General features: G+C 38.4%; 16 protein-coding genes and 1 pseudogene. 8 read left to right on the top strand and 9 right to left on the bottom strand.

What is annotated here, in order from left to right:
• Positions 1-24: 24 nt before the first annotated feature.
• Positions 25-1,224: an aspartate aminotransferase family protein gene (locus BTR_RS00615; RefSeq protein ID WP_012230439.1), complete on the bottom strand. Its 1,200-nt coding sequence runs from the start codon at positions 1,222-1,224 to the stop codon at positions 25-27.
• Positions 1,225-1,706: 482 nt separating this feature from the next.
• Between BTR_RS00615 and BTR_RS00610 the strand changes: the two genes are divergently transcribed.
• Positions 1,707-2,240 carry a GcrA family cell cycle regulator gene (locus tag BTR_RS00610; protein WP_012230438.1) on the top strand — a complete coding sequence of 178 codons (534 nt, stop codon included), beginning with the start codon at positions 1,707-1,709 and terminating at the stop codon, positions 2,238-2,240.
• Between the two features lie 955 nt (positions 2,241-3,195).
• On the opposite strand, the gene BTR_RS00605 is transcribed toward BTR_RS00610, so the two are convergent.
• Together BTR_RS00605 and BTR_RS00600 are read right to left on the bottom strand one after the other, a co-directional pair.
• Positions 3,196-3,786, bottom strand: a complete 591-nt coding sequence (locus tag BTR_RS00605; protein WP_012230437.1) for a Smr/MutS family protein — start codon at positions 3,784-3,786, stop codon at positions 3,196-3,198.
• A gap of 47 nt (positions 3,787-3,833) precedes the next feature.
• On the bottom strand, positions 3,834-4,526 hold the full coding sequence (locus BTR_RS00600; RefSeq protein ID WP_012230436.1) for a Tim44/TimA family putative adaptor protein: 693 nt from the start codon (positions 4,524-4,526) through the stop codon (positions 3,834-3,836).
• Positions 4,527-4,696: 170 nt separating this feature from the next.
• Here BTR_RS00600 and BTR_RS00595 point away from each other — a divergent pair, with 170 nt between their 5' ends.
• On the top strand, positions 4,697-5,191 hold the full coding sequence (locus BTR_RS00595) for an FxsA family protein (RefSeq protein ID WP_012230434.1): 495 nt from the start codon (positions 4,697-4,699) through the stop codon (positions 5,189-5,191).
• A 147-nt stretch (positions 5,192-5,338) separates the two neighbouring features.
• Positions 5,339-5,815: a protein-export chaperone SecB gene (gene secB / locus BTR_RS00590; protein ID WP_012230432.1), complete on the top strand. Its 477-nt coding sequence runs from the start codon at positions 5,339-5,341 to the stop codon at positions 5,813-5,815.
• Between the two features lie 62 nt (positions 5,816-5,877).
• Here secB and BTR_RS00585 read toward each other — a convergent pair whose 3' ends face one another.
• Positions 5,878-8,178: an NADP-dependent malic enzyme gene (locus tag BTR_RS00585; protein WP_012230430.1), complete on the bottom strand. Its 2,301-nt coding sequence runs from the start codon at positions 8,176-8,178 to the stop codon at positions 5,878-5,880.
• Between the two features lie 196 nt (positions 8,179-8,374).
• On the opposite strand from BTR_RS00585, the gene mutS reads away from it, so the two are divergent.
• A complete protein-coding gene (gene mutS, locus BTR_RS00580) occupies positions 8,375-11,119 on the top strand; it encodes a DNA mismatch repair protein MutS (protein ID WP_012230428.1) in 2,745 nt (914 codons plus the stop codon).
• Positions 11,120-12,203: 1,084 nt separating this feature from the next.
• Here mutS and BTR_RS13640 read toward each other — a convergent pair.
• The 5 genes and pseudogenes from BTR_RS13640 to BTR_RS00560 form a co-directional block, all read right to left on the bottom strand.
• Positions 12,204-12,392 (bottom strand): annotated as a pseudogene (locus BTR_RS13640) (hypothetical protein); the annotation flags it as partial.
• Positions 12,393-12,401: 9 nt separating this feature from the next.
• On the bottom strand, positions 12,402-14,240 hold the full coding sequence (ilvD, locus tag BTR_RS00570; RefSeq protein ID WP_012230426.1) for a dihydroxy-acid dehydratase: 1,839 nt from the start codon (positions 14,238-14,240) through the stop codon (positions 12,402-12,404).
• 896 nt (positions 14,241-15,136) lie between these two features.
• Positions 15,137-15,271: a hypothetical protein gene (locus BTR_RS13635; protein ID WP_280109593.1), complete on the bottom strand. Its 135-nt coding sequence runs from the start codon at positions 15,269-15,271 to the stop codon at positions 15,137-15,139.
• Positions 15,272-15,446: 175 nt separating this feature from the next.
• Positions 15,447-15,698, bottom strand: a complete 252-nt coding sequence (locus BTR_RS00565; RefSeq protein WP_012230425.1) for a BQ00720 family protein — start codon at positions 15,696-15,698, stop codon at positions 15,447-15,449.
• 26 nt (positions 15,699-15,724) lie between these two features.
• Entirely contained in the window at positions 15,725-16,156 is a 432-nt protein-coding gene (locus BTR_RS00560) for an Hsp20 family protein (protein WP_012230424.1), read from the bottom strand.
• Positions 16,157-16,328: 172 nt separating this feature from the next.
• On the opposite strand from BTR_RS00560, the gene nth reads away from it, so the two are divergent.
• From nth to pheS, 4 genes are all read left to right on the top strand, one after another.
• Positions 16,329-17,039, top strand: a complete 711-nt coding sequence (nth, locus tag BTR_RS00555) for an endonuclease III (protein ID WP_122364094.1) — start codon at positions 16,329-16,331, stop codon at positions 17,037-17,039.
• A 156-nt stretch (positions 17,040-17,195) separates the two neighbouring features.
• Positions 17,196-17,399 carry a 50S ribosomal protein L35 gene (gene rpmI, locus BTR_RS00550; protein ID WP_012230422.1) on the top strand — a complete coding sequence of 68 codons (204 nt, stop codon included), beginning with the start codon at positions 17,196-17,198 and terminating at the stop codon, positions 17,397-17,399.
• 33 nt (positions 17,400-17,432) lie between these two features.
• On the top strand, positions 17,433-17,834 hold the full coding sequence (rplT, locus tag BTR_RS00545; RefSeq protein WP_012230420.1) for a 50S ribosomal protein L20: 402 nt from the start codon (positions 17,433-17,435) through the stop codon (positions 17,832-17,834).
• Between the two features lie 94 nt (positions 17,835-17,928).
• Positions 17,929-19,011 (top strand): phenylalanine--tRNA ligase subunit alpha, encoded by a 1,083-nt coding sequence (gene pheS / locus BTR_RS00540; protein ID WP_012230419.1) that lies wholly within the window; start codon positions 17,929-17,931, stop codon positions 19,009-19,011.
• Positions 19,012-19,026 lie beyond the last annotated feature (15 nt).

The raw sequence follows: 19,026 nt of genomic DNA, 5'->3' as shown, positions 1-19,026 counted from the left end.
GAGCATTTGTCATGTGTATGATATTTACCCTTCTTTATTGATTTGCGAAAGATAAGAAATTGCTTTTTCAATACGATGTAAGCTGTCATCTATTTCTTCTTCCCTAATGATAAGAGGAGGCAATAAGCGCACAACGTTGTTGTTAGCAGCGACACTTAAAAGATATTCATTTTCCAAAGCATTAACGACAAGATTTGAAGGTACAACACACTGAATGCCCACCATAAGGCCCATCCCTTGGATTGCGCAGATAATATCAGGATAGATATTGAGAATGTGCAAAAGTCCACTTTTTAGTTTATCCCCCATACGCTGAACATGATTGAGAAAACTTGGCTCTAACAGAATATCAAGAACACTATTTCCTATAGCCATTCCAAGCAAATTTCCTCCAAAGGTTGAACCATGTGTTCCAGGTGTCATACTTTTTGCAACTTTATCCGTTGCAAGGCAAGCACCCAATGGAAATCCACCTCCTAGTCCTTTTGCGAGGGCAAGAATATCAGGCGTAACATCACTCCATTCATAAGCAAAAAGCTTTCCTGTCCGTCCCATGCCCGTTTGAACTTCATCAAAAATCAACAACAGACCATTATCATCGCATATTTTGCGCAAAAATCTTAAATATTCATGAGAGACCTTTCGTATTCCTCCTTCTCCTTGTATAGGTTCAATAAGAATAGCAGCGGTATTTTCATTAATAGCGTTACGCAAAGCGATTTCATCACAAAAAGGGACTTGAATAAAGCCACCAGCTTTAGGTCCAAAGCCTTCAAGATACTTTTCATGCCCAGTCGCAGCAAGTGCTGCAAGTGTACGCCCATGAAATGCCCCTTCAAACGTAATTATTTCAACGCGTTCTGGGTAACCCGCAGCGTAGTAATAATGACGTGCCGTTTTAAAGGCGCATTCCAATGCTTCAGTGCCTGAATTGCAGAAAAAAACCTTATCCGAAAAACTATGTGCACAAAGCCGGGTGGCAAAAGCTACTTGTTCAGGAGATTGAAAAAGATTAGAAATATGCCAAAGTTTTTCAGCTTGTCTTTTGAGCGTATCAACCAATTTTGGATGGGCATACCCTAATGCATTAACAGCAATGCCAGATGTGAAATCAAGATAATGTTCTCCTTTATCGGAAGTAAGCCATACACCATGCCCCTGTTTAAAATGCAAATTTCGTCGCGCGAAGCATTCATAAAGTGGTTGTATAGAGATGGCATCCATCATTATTTCCTTTATACTTTAACCTTTTCAATATATATACAGAGCAACACTACAAATAAAAAACATGATGCTTTTTTTATGGTGCTTTCAAAATTTCACTAGATTAATGATTACACCTATGAAATAAATCATTACACCAATTGAAAAAAAGTCAATGAAGGTTCTACAAATAAGCATTTTGAAAAAAAACCTTAAACAAAAGTGGACGTTTAACCTATGATTGATTTGCAAGTTGGGGAAAACATTCTAAATAAACTCTTTGAGAGGCAAAGACTCTTGTCATAGAGTGAGTGTATATTGTAACTTACACTAAGTTAAGCAAGATGATGTGTTTTGATTTATAAGTTCCACAGGTTGGATGATTTTTTTATGCGCACTTAGAATGTAAAACTCTTTCATTAAGTGCATTGAAAAAATTATTGAAACATTTGAAGATGCAAAGGGAAAGCATCTCAGAGACGTAATCGGAATGGAGTGCTGATATGGGTTGGACATGTGAACGTGTTGAGCTTCTTAAGAAGCTTTGGAGTGAAGGGTTAAGTGCAAGTCAAATTGCTGCTCAATTAGGCGGGGTCAGCAGAAATGCGGTTATCGGTAAAGTGCATCGACTAAAATTGCCAGGGCGTGGCAAAACAGCACCAGGAAGCGCGCGTACACAAAAAACGCCTGCAGCAAGCAGCCCATCATCTCCACGTGCGCGTCGCACCACATCCACAGTATCGCCAATAAACACTTCATCTATCAACGTTGAAGAAACAGCTTTAAAGACGGAATTTGTAGCAGAAGATGTAAAAGAAGTTGATATGTTTACAAAATCTAATGTAGTGGTGCCTATATCACGTCAACTTAATCTGCTACAATTGAGTGAAAATACATGTAGATGGCCGGTAGGCGATCCATTATCAGCTGATTTTCATTTTTGTGGTGCCGATTCTGATGAAAATAGCCCCTATTGTGCTTTTCATGCTAAGCTAGCATTTCAACCAATATCTGAAAGACGGCGAATAAGAATATAAGATCCGCGATATCATTTTATATTCTGCGTTTTCTGCGTCTCATTATTAAATTTCAATGATCGAATTATTATGAGAAAGGAATTTGATGAGGACTTTAATGAATGAAAACGTTTCTTGCTGAAAATATTCAACGGAATTGTATCTTTTAGTGCTATTGTGTAGCTATATGTTATAAGATTATATTTTTATTTATTTTCACAATTCTCTTTAATTTAGTTGTACTAATTTTAAAACTATCTATAGGGAATATCTTTTGAATAATACAGTTTCTCTAATTTATTATGTTTTTATTCTCCGTATACTACTTAATAGCGTAATGTCGTGGTTTATAAAAATAATTTGTCGTTTGGCAACCGAAGTGAAATCCACAAATATCTTTCTCATTTTGAGCTCTCTTATGTTTAATCAATAAAAATCTTTCGTTTGCGCGTCACAAGCAAAAGGAGCCATGTAGAGTAAAAACATTTAAAGAAAAGTAGCCTCTTATAACCTCTCTCAAATGCCAAGGATTTCGCAATATTAAGGGATAGCAAGTGTGTGATGGTGCCTGACTTGCAATTTTAAGATAGGGGTATATAACAAATTTTTACGCTTCATGGAGCTTCCTATTGTTCGTGCCCTGTCATGGAATAAGCTTGAAAGTATTAAGAGATATTTCTCCTAAAATAAGTGCGTGAGATGTACAACGTAAGTGTATTCTACTTGAAGCGTTCTGTTTTGTGTGGATGGCGCAATGTCTTTAAACCGTAAAAAACAAAAGCATGATGCAACGCGTAGTGTGCAAGACAAATAGTCTTTATAAAAAATTAAAAATGAAGAAATATTTTATTTAAAGATTTTACGCAAGAGACAGAAATTATAATTATAAATCAACATGTTATTATATTATATTCTATGATCTATAATATACGACATCTTTTGAAATCAATATCGAATCTAAAACGCTAAAAGAGCATCACACTCTTTTTCCCGACACAAAACGACGCAACCAAACATACAGCGCACCTTCTCCGCCATGCTGACGCGCTGCTTGCTCAAACGCATGAACATAATATCGAAAAGCTGGTGTTGATAACCAATACGGAACAAATCTATACAAAGCTCCATCACTCCCAATAGACCGGCCTTTTCCTGTAATCACAAGGACATAACGCAATCCACTCTGCTGAGAGGATTGTAGAAATTTTTTTAAGAAAAAATAAGCTTCTTCCTGCATATAACCGTGAAGATCAAGACGCGCCTCAAGAGGATAACGACCTTGGGAAATTTTACGATGTGCAACATGATCAAAAAAATGAATCTTATGCGCTTGTGTAACTGCTCTCTTTTCTTTTTTAATAATTGTTGCGTGTTGTTGATTTTCCTGAGAAACTGGGGTGTTTTGAGTTATGCACCGTTTTTTATCATTAATATTTGTAATCGTTTCTGAAATAGAAGAAACCCTCTTACCATGAAGCGGTGTTGTGGTACGACAAACCATCTCCCATAAAAGGCGATCTCGTGAAACCAATAAATCTCTTTTTTGTCTCCATTTACTTGAGGACATTTTAATTTCTCATAAATCATTGAGTGCTTATGGAAGAAAAAAGTATTTTAATTTTCATCTTCTGTAGCAAAAAGCTTCCAATTTGGATCCGGCGATAGGCTATTGCGAACAAACGTCCAAATATCCCTAATTTCTACAATAGCATCGGGATTACCGTCTATACGTTCACCTTGTTCATTATAAGTAACAGAAATCATCTCACTGATAATACGTATCGTTAAAAGTTCGTCCTTTTCTTGTATTGCCGCCGAAACAAACTCGATTTTATTAATTCCAACAAAAGTAAACTCTATTCTTTCTTTGTTTTTTTCTCGTTGCTCAATAACAGCACAAAAGCTCTCAAAAACATCTTGACAAAGCAAGCTTTTAAGTTGACTGCGATCACCTTTGGCAAAAGCTGTTACAATCATTTCATAAGCAATTTGCGCACCTTTTATAAACGATTGAGGAGAAAAATGAGGATCAATTCTACGCAGTGCGCGCAAATTTTCATTCAAAATACTCCCCTCCGGGGCAATCTCATCAATTTCACTAAAATCGCCCTTTTGTAAATTTTTTTGATGAGGGAACGAAACAATATTCTCTGTCGTTTCCGCCTCAGTTTGTTTTTTAGAGCGACGTGAATAAGGATCAAAGGGAGGCTTTTCAAACCCTATTCGCTTCCCTAATACACTACGGAGCTGCACAAAAATAACAACCATAACAACAAGAGCGATGACAAGTATAACGTCAAATTCCATGGGCGCTGTCAATCTCCAAAGCTTAAGTCTGTAATAAACATTGCAGTCAATATCATTTATCAATAAATATGTAAAATAGGGAATCCTACCATTCAAATATTTTTATAGATCTTATATAAGGAGTACTCTTTAAGAATTTCTCCCCTACTCATCCAGAAGGAAATTTTCATGTGATAAAACTTTATTCTATAAATCCTCGTTTTTTTGTCGTTATCTTTCTCTGTATTCTTTTAATTGAGATCGCTGGTTTTATCTTTGTTGGTCAAGAAATTGGCATTTTGGCAACTCTGAGTTTGGTTATTCTCACAACCATAGTTGGGGTTGTTTTATTGCGAATTCAAGGGATTAGCCTTTTAAAAAACATACAAAGTGAACTTATCCAAGGACGCACATTAGAACAAAGTATTATTAACGATACTTGCATCATGTTGAGTGCAATTTTGCTTATTCTTCCTGGTTTTGTAAGTGATCTCTTGGGAATATTACTGCTTATTAAACCAATTCGTTCTGTTGCTTGGCATTTCTTTACATCATTAAAAAACAAAATGAATCCCAATACGAGAAGAAAAAATGACTCTGAAAAAATAATTGATCTTAACGCTGAAGATTACAAAATTCATGATACGACAGAATCTCCATGGTGCAAAAACGATGATAACCATTGAAATGCCTAAAAAATTTTGTAACAAACAAAAAAAATAATTAAGATAAAGAGCGCATTCCTTGCAACCTTTTGCAAGGCATGATAACCAGTCCAATCTTTAGATCTTAAAATAAATATACATATTATTATAACGAGAGAGGTTCGTCTTATGGCCGAAGGTGAAATGAACAACAGTGGTGGAGAGCCGGTTTTTGCTGTATTAACGCAATATTTAAAAGATTTATCATTCGAGAACCCAGGTGCTCCTCATTCATTGCGTGCGCGTGAAAAATCACCACAAATTGATATCAATATTAATGTCAATGCTAATCCAATTGGTGATGATAATTATGATGTCGTTTTATCTCTCTCCGTTAAAGCCAATGATAACACTGAAACCTTATTTCATGTAGAACTGATTTACGGTGGTGTTTTCCACCTTAAAAACATTCCACAAGAACATATTATGCCACTGGTCTTTATTGAATGTCCCCGCCTTTTATTTCCATTTGCTCGCCAAATTATATCTGATGCTACTCAGAATGGTGGTTTTCCGCCTTTGTGGATTGATCCTATTGATTTTGCAGCCCTCTTCCAAAAGCGTCTCGCTGAAGAACAAAAAGACAATCAAATACAACCCTCTTAAAAATTTATTCCTTTGCTATCATAAAGCCCCTTTATATTATTAGTATATGGGGCTTTTTTCTTTTAGACGACTTTTGCTGCATGATACGCTGCAAGCATTGCAATATTGACAACATCTGTATCGTTTCCACTAAACGGTACAATTTGGACAGATTTTTCCAATCCAATTAAAATAGGACCAATGATGGTCGCTTCACCAAGCTCTTGTAACATTTTGCTTGCAATGGAAGACGCGTGATATCCAGGCATAACCAAAATATTAGCGGGCTCTGTTAATCCCATAAATGGATATTGCTGCATCAATTTGGAATTAAGCGCTACATCAGCACTCATTTCTCCATCAAACTCAAAATCAACTTTGCGCTCATGCAAAATATTAATCGCATCCTGAATTTGCTGTGTCGTCTTCCCTTTCATATAACCAAACGTCGAAAATGCCAAAAACGCAACCCTTGGATGATATCCAAATCCACGCACAAAAGAAGCAGTTTGTTCTGCTATATCTGCAAGTTCTTCAGCATTAGGATTTTCATAAACAGCCGTATCCGCAATAAACACAGTTCGACCACGGCAAATCGCCATTGAAATACCAATCAATCGTTCTTTTGGTTTTTCATCAATTGCCCGACGTATATCAACCAGCGCTGTTTCATAATTGCGTGTTACCCCTGTAACCATTGCATCCGCATCTCCTAGTGCCACCATACACGCAGCAAAATAATTTCGATCATTATTGATACGACGATGACAATCGCGCAACAGCCAGCCTTGACGCTGCATCTTTTTATAAAGATAATTCGCATAAGCATCTGTACGACAGGAAAGCTTGGCATTCATCAGTGAGATACCTTCACGCTCCAAATCAATTCCAGCAGTAACAGCCGTTTCTCTGACTTGCTCTTCACGACCAACCAAAATCGCTTGTCCTAATTTTTGATGAACATAGGAAACAGCAGCCCGCATGACTTGCTCTTCTTCACCTTCTGCAAAGACAATTTGTTTTGGTGCTTGACGTACATGGTGATAAACTCCTCGCATCATCGAAGAAATAGGATCACGTCTTGCATTCAAATCGCGCTCATAAGCCTCTAAATCATCTATGTTCTTTTGCGCGACACCGCTTTCCATTGCTGCTTTTGCTACCGCACTTGAAACAACCGTGAATAAACGCGGATCAAAAGGAACAGGGATGATATAATTAGGACCAAATTTTAATCGCTTTCCGCGATAAGCTTCTGCAACGCTGTCAGGAACTTCCTCATGCGCTAAATCGGCAAGAGCTCTTGCTGCAGCAATTTTCATCTCTTCATTAATAACCGTTGCACGTACATCAAGGGCACCACGAAATATATAAGGAAAACAAAGAACATTATTAATCTGATTTGGATAATCGGAACGTCCTGTTGCGATAATGGCATCCTGACGCACTTGGAAAACCTCTTCCGGCGTAATTTCTGGATCCGGATTGGCCATAGCAAAAATGATTGGCTGTGGCGCCATGGATTTTACCATTTCAGCAGTCAATGCACCTTTCGCAGAAACCCCAAAAAATATATCGGCCCCTTCCATTGCTTCCACAAGCGTACGTTTATCGGTTCGAATAGCATGCGTAGATTTCCACTGATTCATCCCCTCTTGACGACCTTCATAAACCACACCCTTTGTATCACATAATATGATATTTTCAGAAGGAAAGCCCATTGCTTTAATCAGTTCAAGACAAGCAATCCCAGCGGAACCAGCACCATTACAGACTAACCGCGTATTTTGCATATCGCGTCCTGTTAAAGTCAAAGCATTGAGAACACCGGCAGCCGCAATAATTGCTGTACCATGTTGATCATCGTGAAAAACAGGAATGTTCATCACTTCACGTAGACGACTTTCAATCATAAAGCACTCAGGTGCCTTAATATCTTCAAGATTGATGCCACCAAAAGAAGGTTCTAAATGGCGTACCAAATTGATAAAACTTTCCGTATCATTGATATCAATTTCTAAATCAATGGAATCAATATCCGCAAAACGCTTGAACAGCACTGCTTTGCCTTCCATAACCGGCTTAGAGGCAAGGGCACCTAAATTGCCTAACCCTAAGATAGCTGTACCATTTGAAACAACAGCAACAAGATTGCCTTTTGCTGTATAATCGTAAGCAAGAGCCGGATTTTGAGCAATTGCCTTCACTGGAACTGCAACACCTGGTGAATAAGCAAGGGCTAAATCATGTTGTGTTGCCATAGACTTTGTTGCAACAATCTCAAGTTTTCCTGGTCGACCACGACTATGAAAATCAAGAGCTTCTCGTTCGCTCGCACTGTAAATCACTTGAGGTGTTTTTTGATCCTGCTCGCTCTTTTTCATCTCACTTTATTTTCTCCAAAAACAGTGTAAATTTTGCTTGATAATGCGTATAGTCATTAAATTTGATTCATATGTTAGAAATCGCTATTCTTGCCTTAGCAAATCTGATGATGCGTTTCAATTTAGAGATAAATAAATATTGAAGTAAATAAAAAAAGACTAAAAGCTTCAGTTAAAGGGAACGGGCCACGTAAAAATGGATAAAAAAAACGACCATAAAAATAATTTAATTCCACAGCCTGCCTCCTCATTCGCTTCCTCTCAAGAACGTCCTACCCCCATGATGGAGCAATACATAGAAATCAAAGCCGTCCATCATGATTCCCTTCTTTTTTACCGAATGGGGGATTTTTATGAATTATTTTTTAATGATGCAATTGAAGCTGCTCAGGCTTTAGGAATCACACTCACAGCACGCGGAAAACATTTAGGGCAAGATATTCCTATGTGTGGTGTTCCAGTTCACGCGGCAGACGATTATTTGCAAAAACTGATTGCTTGTGGTTATCGCGTTGCTGTTTGTGAACAAACAGAAGATCCTGCTGAGGCAAAAAAACGGGGATCAAAATCTGTTGTTCGGCGTGATGTTGTTCGCCTTGTAACCCCTGGAACAATAACAGAAGAAAAACTCCTTGATCCAACACGTGCAAATTATTTGATGACACTCTCCCGTATAAAAACCAGCGATGGAGAGGATTTTGCCCTTTCTTGGATTGATATTTCAACAGGCATATTTCGTGTAACAGAAAGCCGACAAGAAAAACTTTTAGCAGATATTATGCGTGTGGATCCGCAAGAAATTATTGTTGCTGATGCCTTTTTTCATGATAAATCCCACAAATCACTTTTTAATGTTCTTGATCATATCGTATCACCACAACCAGCTTGTCTCTTTGATACCCTCACCGCTGAACGCGATATTTGCACTTATTTTAAACTTTCAACACTTGAAGGTGTTGCCGATTATTCACGCTGCGAACTCTCTGCCATCGTGGCTGCTATTCGTTATATCGAAAAAACACAAATCACGCATCGTCCTCCCCTCATGCAACCTGAGCGCCAAAATGAAAGTGCTACCCTTTTTATCGATGCTGCAACTAGACTAAGCCTTGAACTTATTCGAACAACATCAGGTCAACGGGATGGAAGCTTATTGAAAGCGATTGACCGCACTGTAACAGGAGGAGGATCACGCCTTCTTATCGATCGTCTTATTGCTCCCCTCACCACCCCTTCAGCGATTGATACACGCTTGGATTCTATTGATTTTTTTCTCCGTAATCCTTCTCTTGCAGAAGCGATAAAACTCGTTTTAAAAGGGGGACCAGATATGCCCCGCGCCGTTTCACGTTTGGCTCTTGGACGAGGAGGTCCCCGCGATATGGCAACAATCCAGCGCGGCTTTGAGATCATTCGTGAATTGAATCAAATTCTTAATAATGAGCTTCTGCCTCAAGAAATAAGTGATGTACAACAAATATTCTCAAACTTACCCGTTTCTTTACATTGCCATTTAGAACAAGCATTGGCTGATGATCTCCCTCTGCTTAAACGTGATGGTGGTTTTATTCGCTCCAATTATCATAAAGAACTCGATGAAATGCGTGCTTTACGAGATGAATCTCGCCGTGTTATTGCTGAGCTTCAAGCACAATATGCCCAAGAAACAGATATTAAGACTCTTAAAATCAAGCATAATAATATTCTAGGCTACTTTATTGAAATCACCAGTACACAAGCATCTGGCCTTACAAATAATCCACAAGCTAAAGCTCGTTTTATTCATCGACAAACAATGGCAAACGCTATGCGTTTTACAACAACAGAGCTTGCTGACCTTGAAAGCCGTATTGCCCATGCTGCCAATCACGCATTAACCCTTGAACTAGAGATCTTTGATACTCTTGTTCAGGAAATTATTGAACAAGTTGAGTTTATTCGTAAAGCCGCTGAAGCGCTTGCTATTTTAGATGTGTCTGTTGCTTTAGCATATCTTGCTGAAGAACAAGGATATTGTCGCCCTAAAATTGATCATTCACTAACCTTTCATATTACAGCAGGACGCCATCCTGTCGTTGAGCAAGCACTCCGTAAACAAGCAGCCGAACCCTTCGTTGCCAATGATTGTGATCTCTCTGTACAAGAAAACCAGCAATATGCAGCAATCTGGCTTTTGACAGGGCCTAATATGGGAGGAAAATCAACTTTTTTGCGGCAAAATGCTCTCATTGCTATTATGGCACAAATGGGGTCCTTTGTTCCAGCAACTTCAGCACATATTGGCGTCGTTGATCGCCTGTTTAGTCGCGTTGGTGCTTCCGATGATCTTGCACGGGGGCGCTCAACCTTTATGATGGAAATGGTTGAAACAGCAACGATTCTCAATCATGCAAGTCACCATTCTCTTGTTATTCTTGATGAAATAGGACGTGGAACATCAACCTTTGATGGACTTTCTATTGCTTGGGCAGCCGTTGAATATCTCCATGAAGTTAATCACTGTCGTGCTATTCTCGCTACCCATTTTCATGAAATGACCGCTCTTACCGAAAAACTTGACAGACTGCATAATGTCACCATGAAAGTCAAAAATTGGGATGGTGATGTGGTTTTTCTTCATGAGGTCACACCAGGAGCGGCAGACCGATCCTATGGTGTACAGGTTGCAAAGCTTGCTGGACTTCCTCCAGCCGTTATTACACGAGCGACAGATGTTCTTCATCAATTAGAACAAGGTGAAATGGCTGGAAAAGGACACAAACTCATTGATGATTTACCTCTCTTTTCTCTTAAAGCAACCTCTTCCCTCAACGAAGAAAAAAACAAACATGATGCACTTCACGAAGCTTTAAAAAATATTCATCCCGATGAGCTCTCCCCTAAGCAAGCTTTAGAAGCAATTTACCACCTAAAACAGCTTGAAAAAAATAACGGTCTATAGAAAACAGATGTTTTTTTATTAAAAAGCTTTCTTAATATTAAAGCGCCCTTTTTTGATATGTTTCAGCTTAAAATAGTTGTTTACTGTATTCCCATCGCTTTTCTGGACAACATATTTTGATAAGCATAGAGAGAAAAAATCCTACGCATTCTAATATTTCCTTAGAACAAGGTTAGCTCTTATACAAAAAATTGATCAATATCGACTCTTAAACAACAGTCATTTTTTGCAAAGATTGTAAGTTCCCTCCATCTTGCAAATATACAATATCTAATGAATTATTCTTTTTCACGATCAATACTCTTGTTATCATCGCAGACAGTTTTGGTTTAAAGCTGTCTATGTTCGAGTGCCATTCAATTTTGCATAATAAATTCATAGATAATGGGTCATCCATTTTCTACGATAAAGATTAAACGATAAAGAGCTCTGTTGCTATTTTTCCATGAAACAGATAATGAAATATACTAATAAATCCAGCAGTATTTGATTTTCCTCAAAAACTTTTGAATTCTTTCTAGCTCTTCAAAGGATGAAAACTTTCATTCAAATCAGGTCTGTAGACAGTCCAGATTCTAATGTTTTCCTCTTCGCTTACCAGTCATGTGATTCAATAACACAAAAGTTGACAAGAAAATCTAAAATATTCACCCCACATTTTAAAAATACTTAATGTTGAAGGCTTTCTTATATCATACTCCTCAATGACAGTATTGTAGAGAACAACAAGATAATATCACCAGTATAATAAATATCTTTCATAAGATAAGTTAGGAAATTGCCATCTCGTATAAAACCAGAATATGACATGAAAGGTGAAATGCTATATCCAGCTTTATCGATCTTATATAATTGCTAAAAAATCCTCAGTTGCTTTTTTTCTTGTCCTCACGATGACTCGAAATATTCTGATAAGCGCCGAATTCATAAAATAATTCGCTTAGAATATCGTACAAAAGATGCGGCAAAATCTTTCAGAGTACTATCCTCTTTATACGAATCACTTCATCTCAACAACATCAACAAACATAATAAATACTACAGCTATGGAATATCAATTTCTATGATATCTCCTTATCAAATATTACGAACTGCACCCTGCAAATGTGGTCATCACAGCATAAGCTTTGAGAGCCTTTGAAACTTTACGCTGACGCTTCTCAACCGGTTGCCAAGCACCTTTTCCTTTTGCTTCCATCTTAGCACGACGCTGCTTCATCTCAACGTCATTAAGCAACGTATGAATGCTACGGTTTGAAATATCAATTTCGATATCTCTTCATTAAATATTGCGAACTGCACCCTTTGCAGCAGATGTGGTCATCGCAGCATAAGCTTTGAGAGCCTTTGAAACTTTACGCTGACGCTTCTCAATCGGTTGCCAAGCGCCATTTCCTTTTGCTGCCATCTTAGCACGACGCTGCTTCATTTCAACGTCATCAACCAACATATGAATGCTACGGTTTGGAATATCAATTTCTATGATATCCCCTTCTTCCACCAACGCAATTTCTCCTCCTTCAGCCGCTTCTGGTGAAACATGGCCTATCGAGAGCCCTGAGCTGCCCCCTGAAAAACGTCCATCCGTAACAAGTGCACAAACTTTGCCCAATCCTTTAGATTTGAGATAACTCGTGGGATAAAGCATTTCTTGCATTCCAGGTCCCCCACGTGGACCTTCATAACGGATTAAAACAATTTCACCTGTTTTAATTTTATCATTTAAAATTGCTGAAACAGCTGAATCTTGGCTTTCAAAAATTCTTGCCGGACCTTTAAAGGTCAAAATTGATTGATCAACGCCCGCTGTTTTTACAATACAGCCATCTTTGGCGAGATTTCCATAAAGAACTGCCAATCCTCCATCTTGTGAATAGGCATGTTCCTTATCACGAATCACACCTTTTGCACGATCAAGATCAAGAGTCTCATAGCGACAAGATTGACTAAAAGCTCTCTGTGTTGGAATACCCCCTGGAGCAGCACGATAAAATGCACAAACTGTTGGTTCATTGGTTTGTTTTATATCCCAATGATCAAGAGCTTCTTTCATCGTTTTTGCGTGGACTGTATAAGTTGATGTATCAATAAGTCCCGCCGCATCCAATTCTCCTAAAAGCCCCATAATACCTCCCGCGCGATGAACATCTTCCATATGAACATTCGCAACAGCAGGAGCAACCTTGCATAAAACCGGAACACGACGTGAAAGATGATCAATATCTGTCATGGTAAAATCCACCTCACCTTCTTGCGCCGCTGCTAAAAGATGTAGTACGGTATTAGTTGACCCCCCCATGGCTATATCAACGGTCATGGCATTTTCAAAAGCCTTGCGTGAAGCAATAGAGCGTGGCAAAACTGTTTCATCATCTTTTTCATAATAACGCTTGACCAATGCAACAATCTGCCTTCCAGCTTCTTCAAAAAGCATCCGTCGATCTCTATGTGTTGCAAGCACTGATCCATTTCCGGGAAGCGAAAGCCCCAAGGCTTCCGTTAAGCAATTCATGGAGTTGGCCGTAAACATTCCTGAACAAGAACCACATGTAGGACAAGCAGCACGCTCCATTTCAGCAACTTCTTCTTCTGAATTGTGTTCTGAAGCGGCTGCGATCATAGCATCAACTAAATCAACCCTTAAATCTTGATCTTTCCATTTAATCTTACCGGCTTCCATAGGACCACCTGAAACAAAGATTGTTGGAATATTCAACCGTAAAGCCGCCATTAACATTCCAGGGGTAATTTTGTCACAATTAGAAATACAGACAAGAGCATCCGCACAATGGGCGTTGACCATATACTCTACAGAATCAGCAATAATTTCACGTGAGGGCAAAGAATAAAGCATTCCATCATGCCCCATCGCAATTCCATCATCGACAGCAATGGTGTTAAACTCTTTCGCAACGCCACCGGCAATTTCTATCTGTTGTGCAACCAATTGCCCAAGATCTTTTAAATGGACATGCCCTGGTACAAATTGTGTAAAAGAATTCGCAATCGCAATAATGGGTTTACCAAAATCCGCATCTTTCATCCCTGTTGCACGCCAAAGACCGCGGGCTCCTGCCATATTACGCCCGTGAGTCGATATTCTTGAACGGTAAGAAGGCATTATTTTTTTCCCCTCAAATAATTCCATTTCGCTTGTTGTGCTGTAACTTCACTCTAAAAACAAGAGCTTTAATATTCAAAAGAGAAAAATACTTTGTACTGAGGCATTTGAAGCACAAAATTAAAAGTACTGTATAAAATTCTCCATAAAATCATAAAACTTTATTTTTTATTACCTGTTAATCAACATCTAATCCCTGCGCAACTGCACGTTTGAGATAAATATCAAAACGATTCACTACAACACGAACTGTTCCAGATTTTTATATGCCAGATTTAGTGAGTATATTGCATCGATCTGTTTGCGTAATTTCTGGAACCAAAAGATAGCTTAATTGGTGAAAAATATGAAAGCCTAATGGTATAAAAATTTACCATCTCCTTACACGTCAGCTTTACGACTTTCAAAAGCATCCATAGCGATATCTTAATAATGATGGCACATTTTCTCATGCTTTTGTTTTTCACATTCTTCACTGAAGTCACGCCCCTCATGAAGAACAGAATACTCCAACAAAATACACTCGTCCTCCCAATTCACGCACTCGTTTTAAAAAAGTATCTCTCAATACGCTCTAGCCTATTTCATCACCAAGCCCCTAAGTAGTATAAAAGCCCCATAAATAAATAAAACTTATAAATTACCATCCCCCTTTACACTCATGTAAAGAGAAATTTGGAAAAATCATACATTTTACTCATCCCCAATGTTGCAAAAGTCCTTGGCAATTAAGACAATTCATACGAGGCATTTTTATACCTTTCTTCAAGTATTTTTTACCTACACGCCAACTCTGCTTATGATGAGAAAACAAGTAATTTTAATTGATCAATATAAGAGAACTTTAAATGAGAGAATCTCACGATTTTCAGAACTCTTATTCCAGTTGTAAAAGACTAATTATGAATATAAATCAATATTTTATTGAATGATAATACACATTGCAGCAAAACATCACCGCCTTCCAACACACCCAACCACGTACCATCCATATTCCCCACAGCAATCATATTAAAGATAACGTCCATCATGCAAAAATACCAATCTTTTTTAAGAAACACCTATACACAATATAAAGACAGCGCGTTCCCTCACCAACAAAAGAAGGCAAAAATCCAAAAATACCGCTAAACAGTTTCATACCCTTTAACTGAGAAAAAACGGATAGAATTTATAAAAAGCTTAAGTTTTTCCTCGTCAAGCAATCTAGTGTAGAGTTACAATTTGGAGCTCATGCTCATTGGCTCCAGCAAGGGCGATAGAGCGCTCATCGGATAAAATGATAGGATAACCTGTTTCACCAAAAAGCACCCATATGGTAATGCCTGGAGTCATGGGGGGAAGATCTGGAAAATTTTTAGCCAGATCATCTGTACAAACCTTTTTCAAATAGGCAATCTGCACTGTATCAGAATAGGACGTATTCTGAAACGATAAGCTTTGTTTATGTTCTCCCATTTCACTGTTCCTTTACGCCTTAACTTTTATGACTCATCACTACTGCCTTTAATTGGGATCTGTTTTATTTCTTTTTTTAATTTTGGTTGATACAGATTAATTGATAAAAGACCATTTTTCAACTCGGCATTTGTGACGTGCATCCCTTCTGCAAGGACAAAGGTCCGCTGGAACTGTCGCGCAGCTATACCGCGATATAAATATTGATGATTTTGATTGTCTGTTTGTTTACCATGAATAACCAATTGATTATCATCAAGCAAAATATTAAGATGATTAATATTAAATCCAGCAACAGCTAAAGTTATCCGGATATGATTTGCATCATCGTTTTTATGTAAACGTTCAATATTATAGGCTGGGTAAGCCTCATCAGCTTTACCGATACGTTGTAATATTTTTTCTACGGTTTCAAATCCTAAAAGAAAAGGATTGGAGAAAGGTGTCACATGTGTCATTCATGAGTATCCTCTTTAAAGCGGCTTTACTTGACCAAACTCTATATTAAAATGTTCGCTGCATTCTTCTCATATGGCGAGCGTGAATGATAACTTCAAGAGAGAAGATTAAGAGAGTTCAATGCCTCAAAGTAACATAAAAACACCTCGAAATACCATAAAATTATCAAAGATGCGAAATTTATCTAGTATATCGTATAATAAAGATGAAATTGCGGAAATATTTCGCCGTTTTTCTGTGCAACGCCCAACCCCTAAGAGTGATCTTAACTATATAAATACTTTTACGCTTTTAGTTGCCGTTGTTCTTTCAGCCCAAGCGACAGATATAAGTGTTAACAAAGCAACAAAAGAACTCTTTCGCCTTGCTGATCAACCGGAAAAAATGGTTGCATTAGGGGAAGAAGAAATAGCACATCATATCCGTTCAATTGGTCTTTGGCGTGCAAAAGCACGCAATGTTTATGCACTTTCTAACTGTTTAATTGACCAATATGGCGGTCAAGTCCCAGATACGTGTGAAGCACTTATGTCCCTTCCGGGCGTGGGACGTAAAACAGCGAATGTTGTGTTAAATGTTGCTTTTGGTCAGCCTACATTGGCAGTCGATACACATATTTTTCGCTTAAGCAATCGTCTTGGTTTGGCGCCTGGAAAAACACCAGAGATTGTTGAGAAAAAATTATTAAAAATTATACCGGTTCATTATCTTCGTCATGCGCATCATTGGTTGATTTTACATGGTCGCTATATTTGTCAAGCCCGTAAACCACAATGTACGCAATGCATTATTGCTGATTTATGTAAAGCCGCCAGCAAAACAAATGCTATTCCGGCACCTTTAGTTGAGATTCAAGGCAATGGAGCACCGATTTTTTTGTAATGCACTCTTGCTATTTTTTGTATACTGGCTTATGAAAGCGTCTTTAAAGAGCCGCCCGGCAGGGCATGCCGTGGCTGTTTGAATGCTTGTTCAAGCGTTGGTCCGCTTGAGTGAATAAAATGTTTGATTGAATCAATTAATGTATGGAGTAGCAAAATGCCCAAAATGAAGACCAAATCATCCGCTAAAAAGCGGTTTAAAGTCACTGCGTCAGGCAAAATTAAAGTAGCAGCTGCCGGTAAGCGCCACGGCATGATTAAGCGTTCGAATAAATTTATTCGCGATGCACGTGGAACAATGGTTTTGTGTGAACAAGATGCAAAAAAAGTCATTCAGCATTATTTGCCGAATGGTCTTTAAACCTTACGCTTTTGATTTTAAGGAGATTATGACATGGCCCGTGTGAAAAGAGGTGTGACAGCGCACGCTAAGCACAAAAAAGTTCTTAAACAAGCTGAAGGCTTTTATGGTCGACGTAAAAATACCATTCGTGCCGCTAAAGCAGCCGTTGATCGTTCAAAGCAGTATGCTTATCGTGACCGCAAAAATAGAAAGCGTACTTTCCGTGCTTTATGGATTCAGAGAATTAATGCGGCTGTTCGTGCAGAAGGTTTAACTTATGGACGTTTCATTGATGGTCTATCAAAAGCCGGTATTGAAGTTGATCGTAAAGTTCTTTCAGATATAGCAATCTATGAAGCGGAAGCATTTTCTGCTTTAGTCGCTTCGGCAAAAAAAGCTTTAGAATATTTAAAAGATACAACACCTAATGCTTTTGAAGGCGCTGTCAAGTAAGCCAGTCGTGTTCTCTTAAAGCATTCATTTATTCGAGGTCCCGTGCTGGCTATGGCGAGTGCGGGTCTTTTTTATTAAAGAAATAGGCAAAAATATGAGCGACATTGAGCGTTTGGAACAAGAAATTTGTTTAGCTTTAGAGGCAGCTAATGATGAACAGGCACTTGAAGCAGTGCGTATTGCAGCATTGGGGAAAAAGGGGAGCATCTCTGAAAAATTAAAAGCATTAGGAAAGATGGAGGCTAGCGAGCGCCAAAAAGCTGGACCAGTCCTTAATGGGTTAAAAAATCGTATTTTAGAATTATGGGCGCAAAAGCGTGATCTGCTAAAAAGACAAGCAATGGATACCCGTCTTTCTCGTGAAACGGTTGATATTACCTTGCCTGTTCGTTCTTCACCTATGGAACGGGGGCGTATTCATCCTATTTCACAAGTGATTGAGGAAATTATCGCCATTTATACAAAAATGGGTTTTTCTCTTGCAGAAGGTCCAGATATTGAAACAGACTATTATAATTTTACGGCATTGAATTTTCCTGAAGGGCATCCAGCACGTGAAATGCATGATACCTTCTTTTTTGATGTTGATAAAATCGGAGAACGCAAATTATTGCGGACCCATACATCACCCGTACAAATTCGCACACTGGAAAAACAAAAAGCACCAATACGGATCATTATTCCTGGAAAAACTTACCGCATGGATTCGGATGCAACGCATTCGCCCATGTTTCATCAGGTCGAGGGTCTTGTCATTGATAAAACCTCCACCATTGCCCACATGATGTGGCTGCATGAAACCTTTTGTAAAGAGTTTTTTGAAGTTGCTTCAGTAAAAATGCGTTTTCGTCCCTCTTTTTTCCCTTTTACCGAACCGTCTATGGAAGTGGATATTCAATGTGATCGTTCTGGTTCAGAAGTAAAATTTGGTGAAGGACAAGACTGGTTAGAAATTTTAGGATGCGGAATGGTGCATCCTCATGTGTTGAAAAATGTTGGTTTAGATCCCGATGAATATCAAGGTTTTGCATGGGGAATGGGCATTGATCGTATTGCCATGTTGAAATACGGTATGCCTGATTTACGCGCTTTTTTTGATGCTGATCTGCGTTGGTTAGATCATTATGGCTTTCGTTGCTTTGATATGCCTGCTTTTTTTCCTAATAGAAATGTGTGATCTTATCATCGCTTT

This window comes from Bartonella tribocorum CIP 105476 (assembly GCF_000196435.1).
Classification (GTDB): Bacteria; Pseudomonadota; Alphaproteobacteria; order Rhizobiales; family Rhizobiaceae; genus Bartonella; species Bartonella tribocorum.
This window is presented reverse-complemented; position numbering and strand designations above follow the sequence as displayed.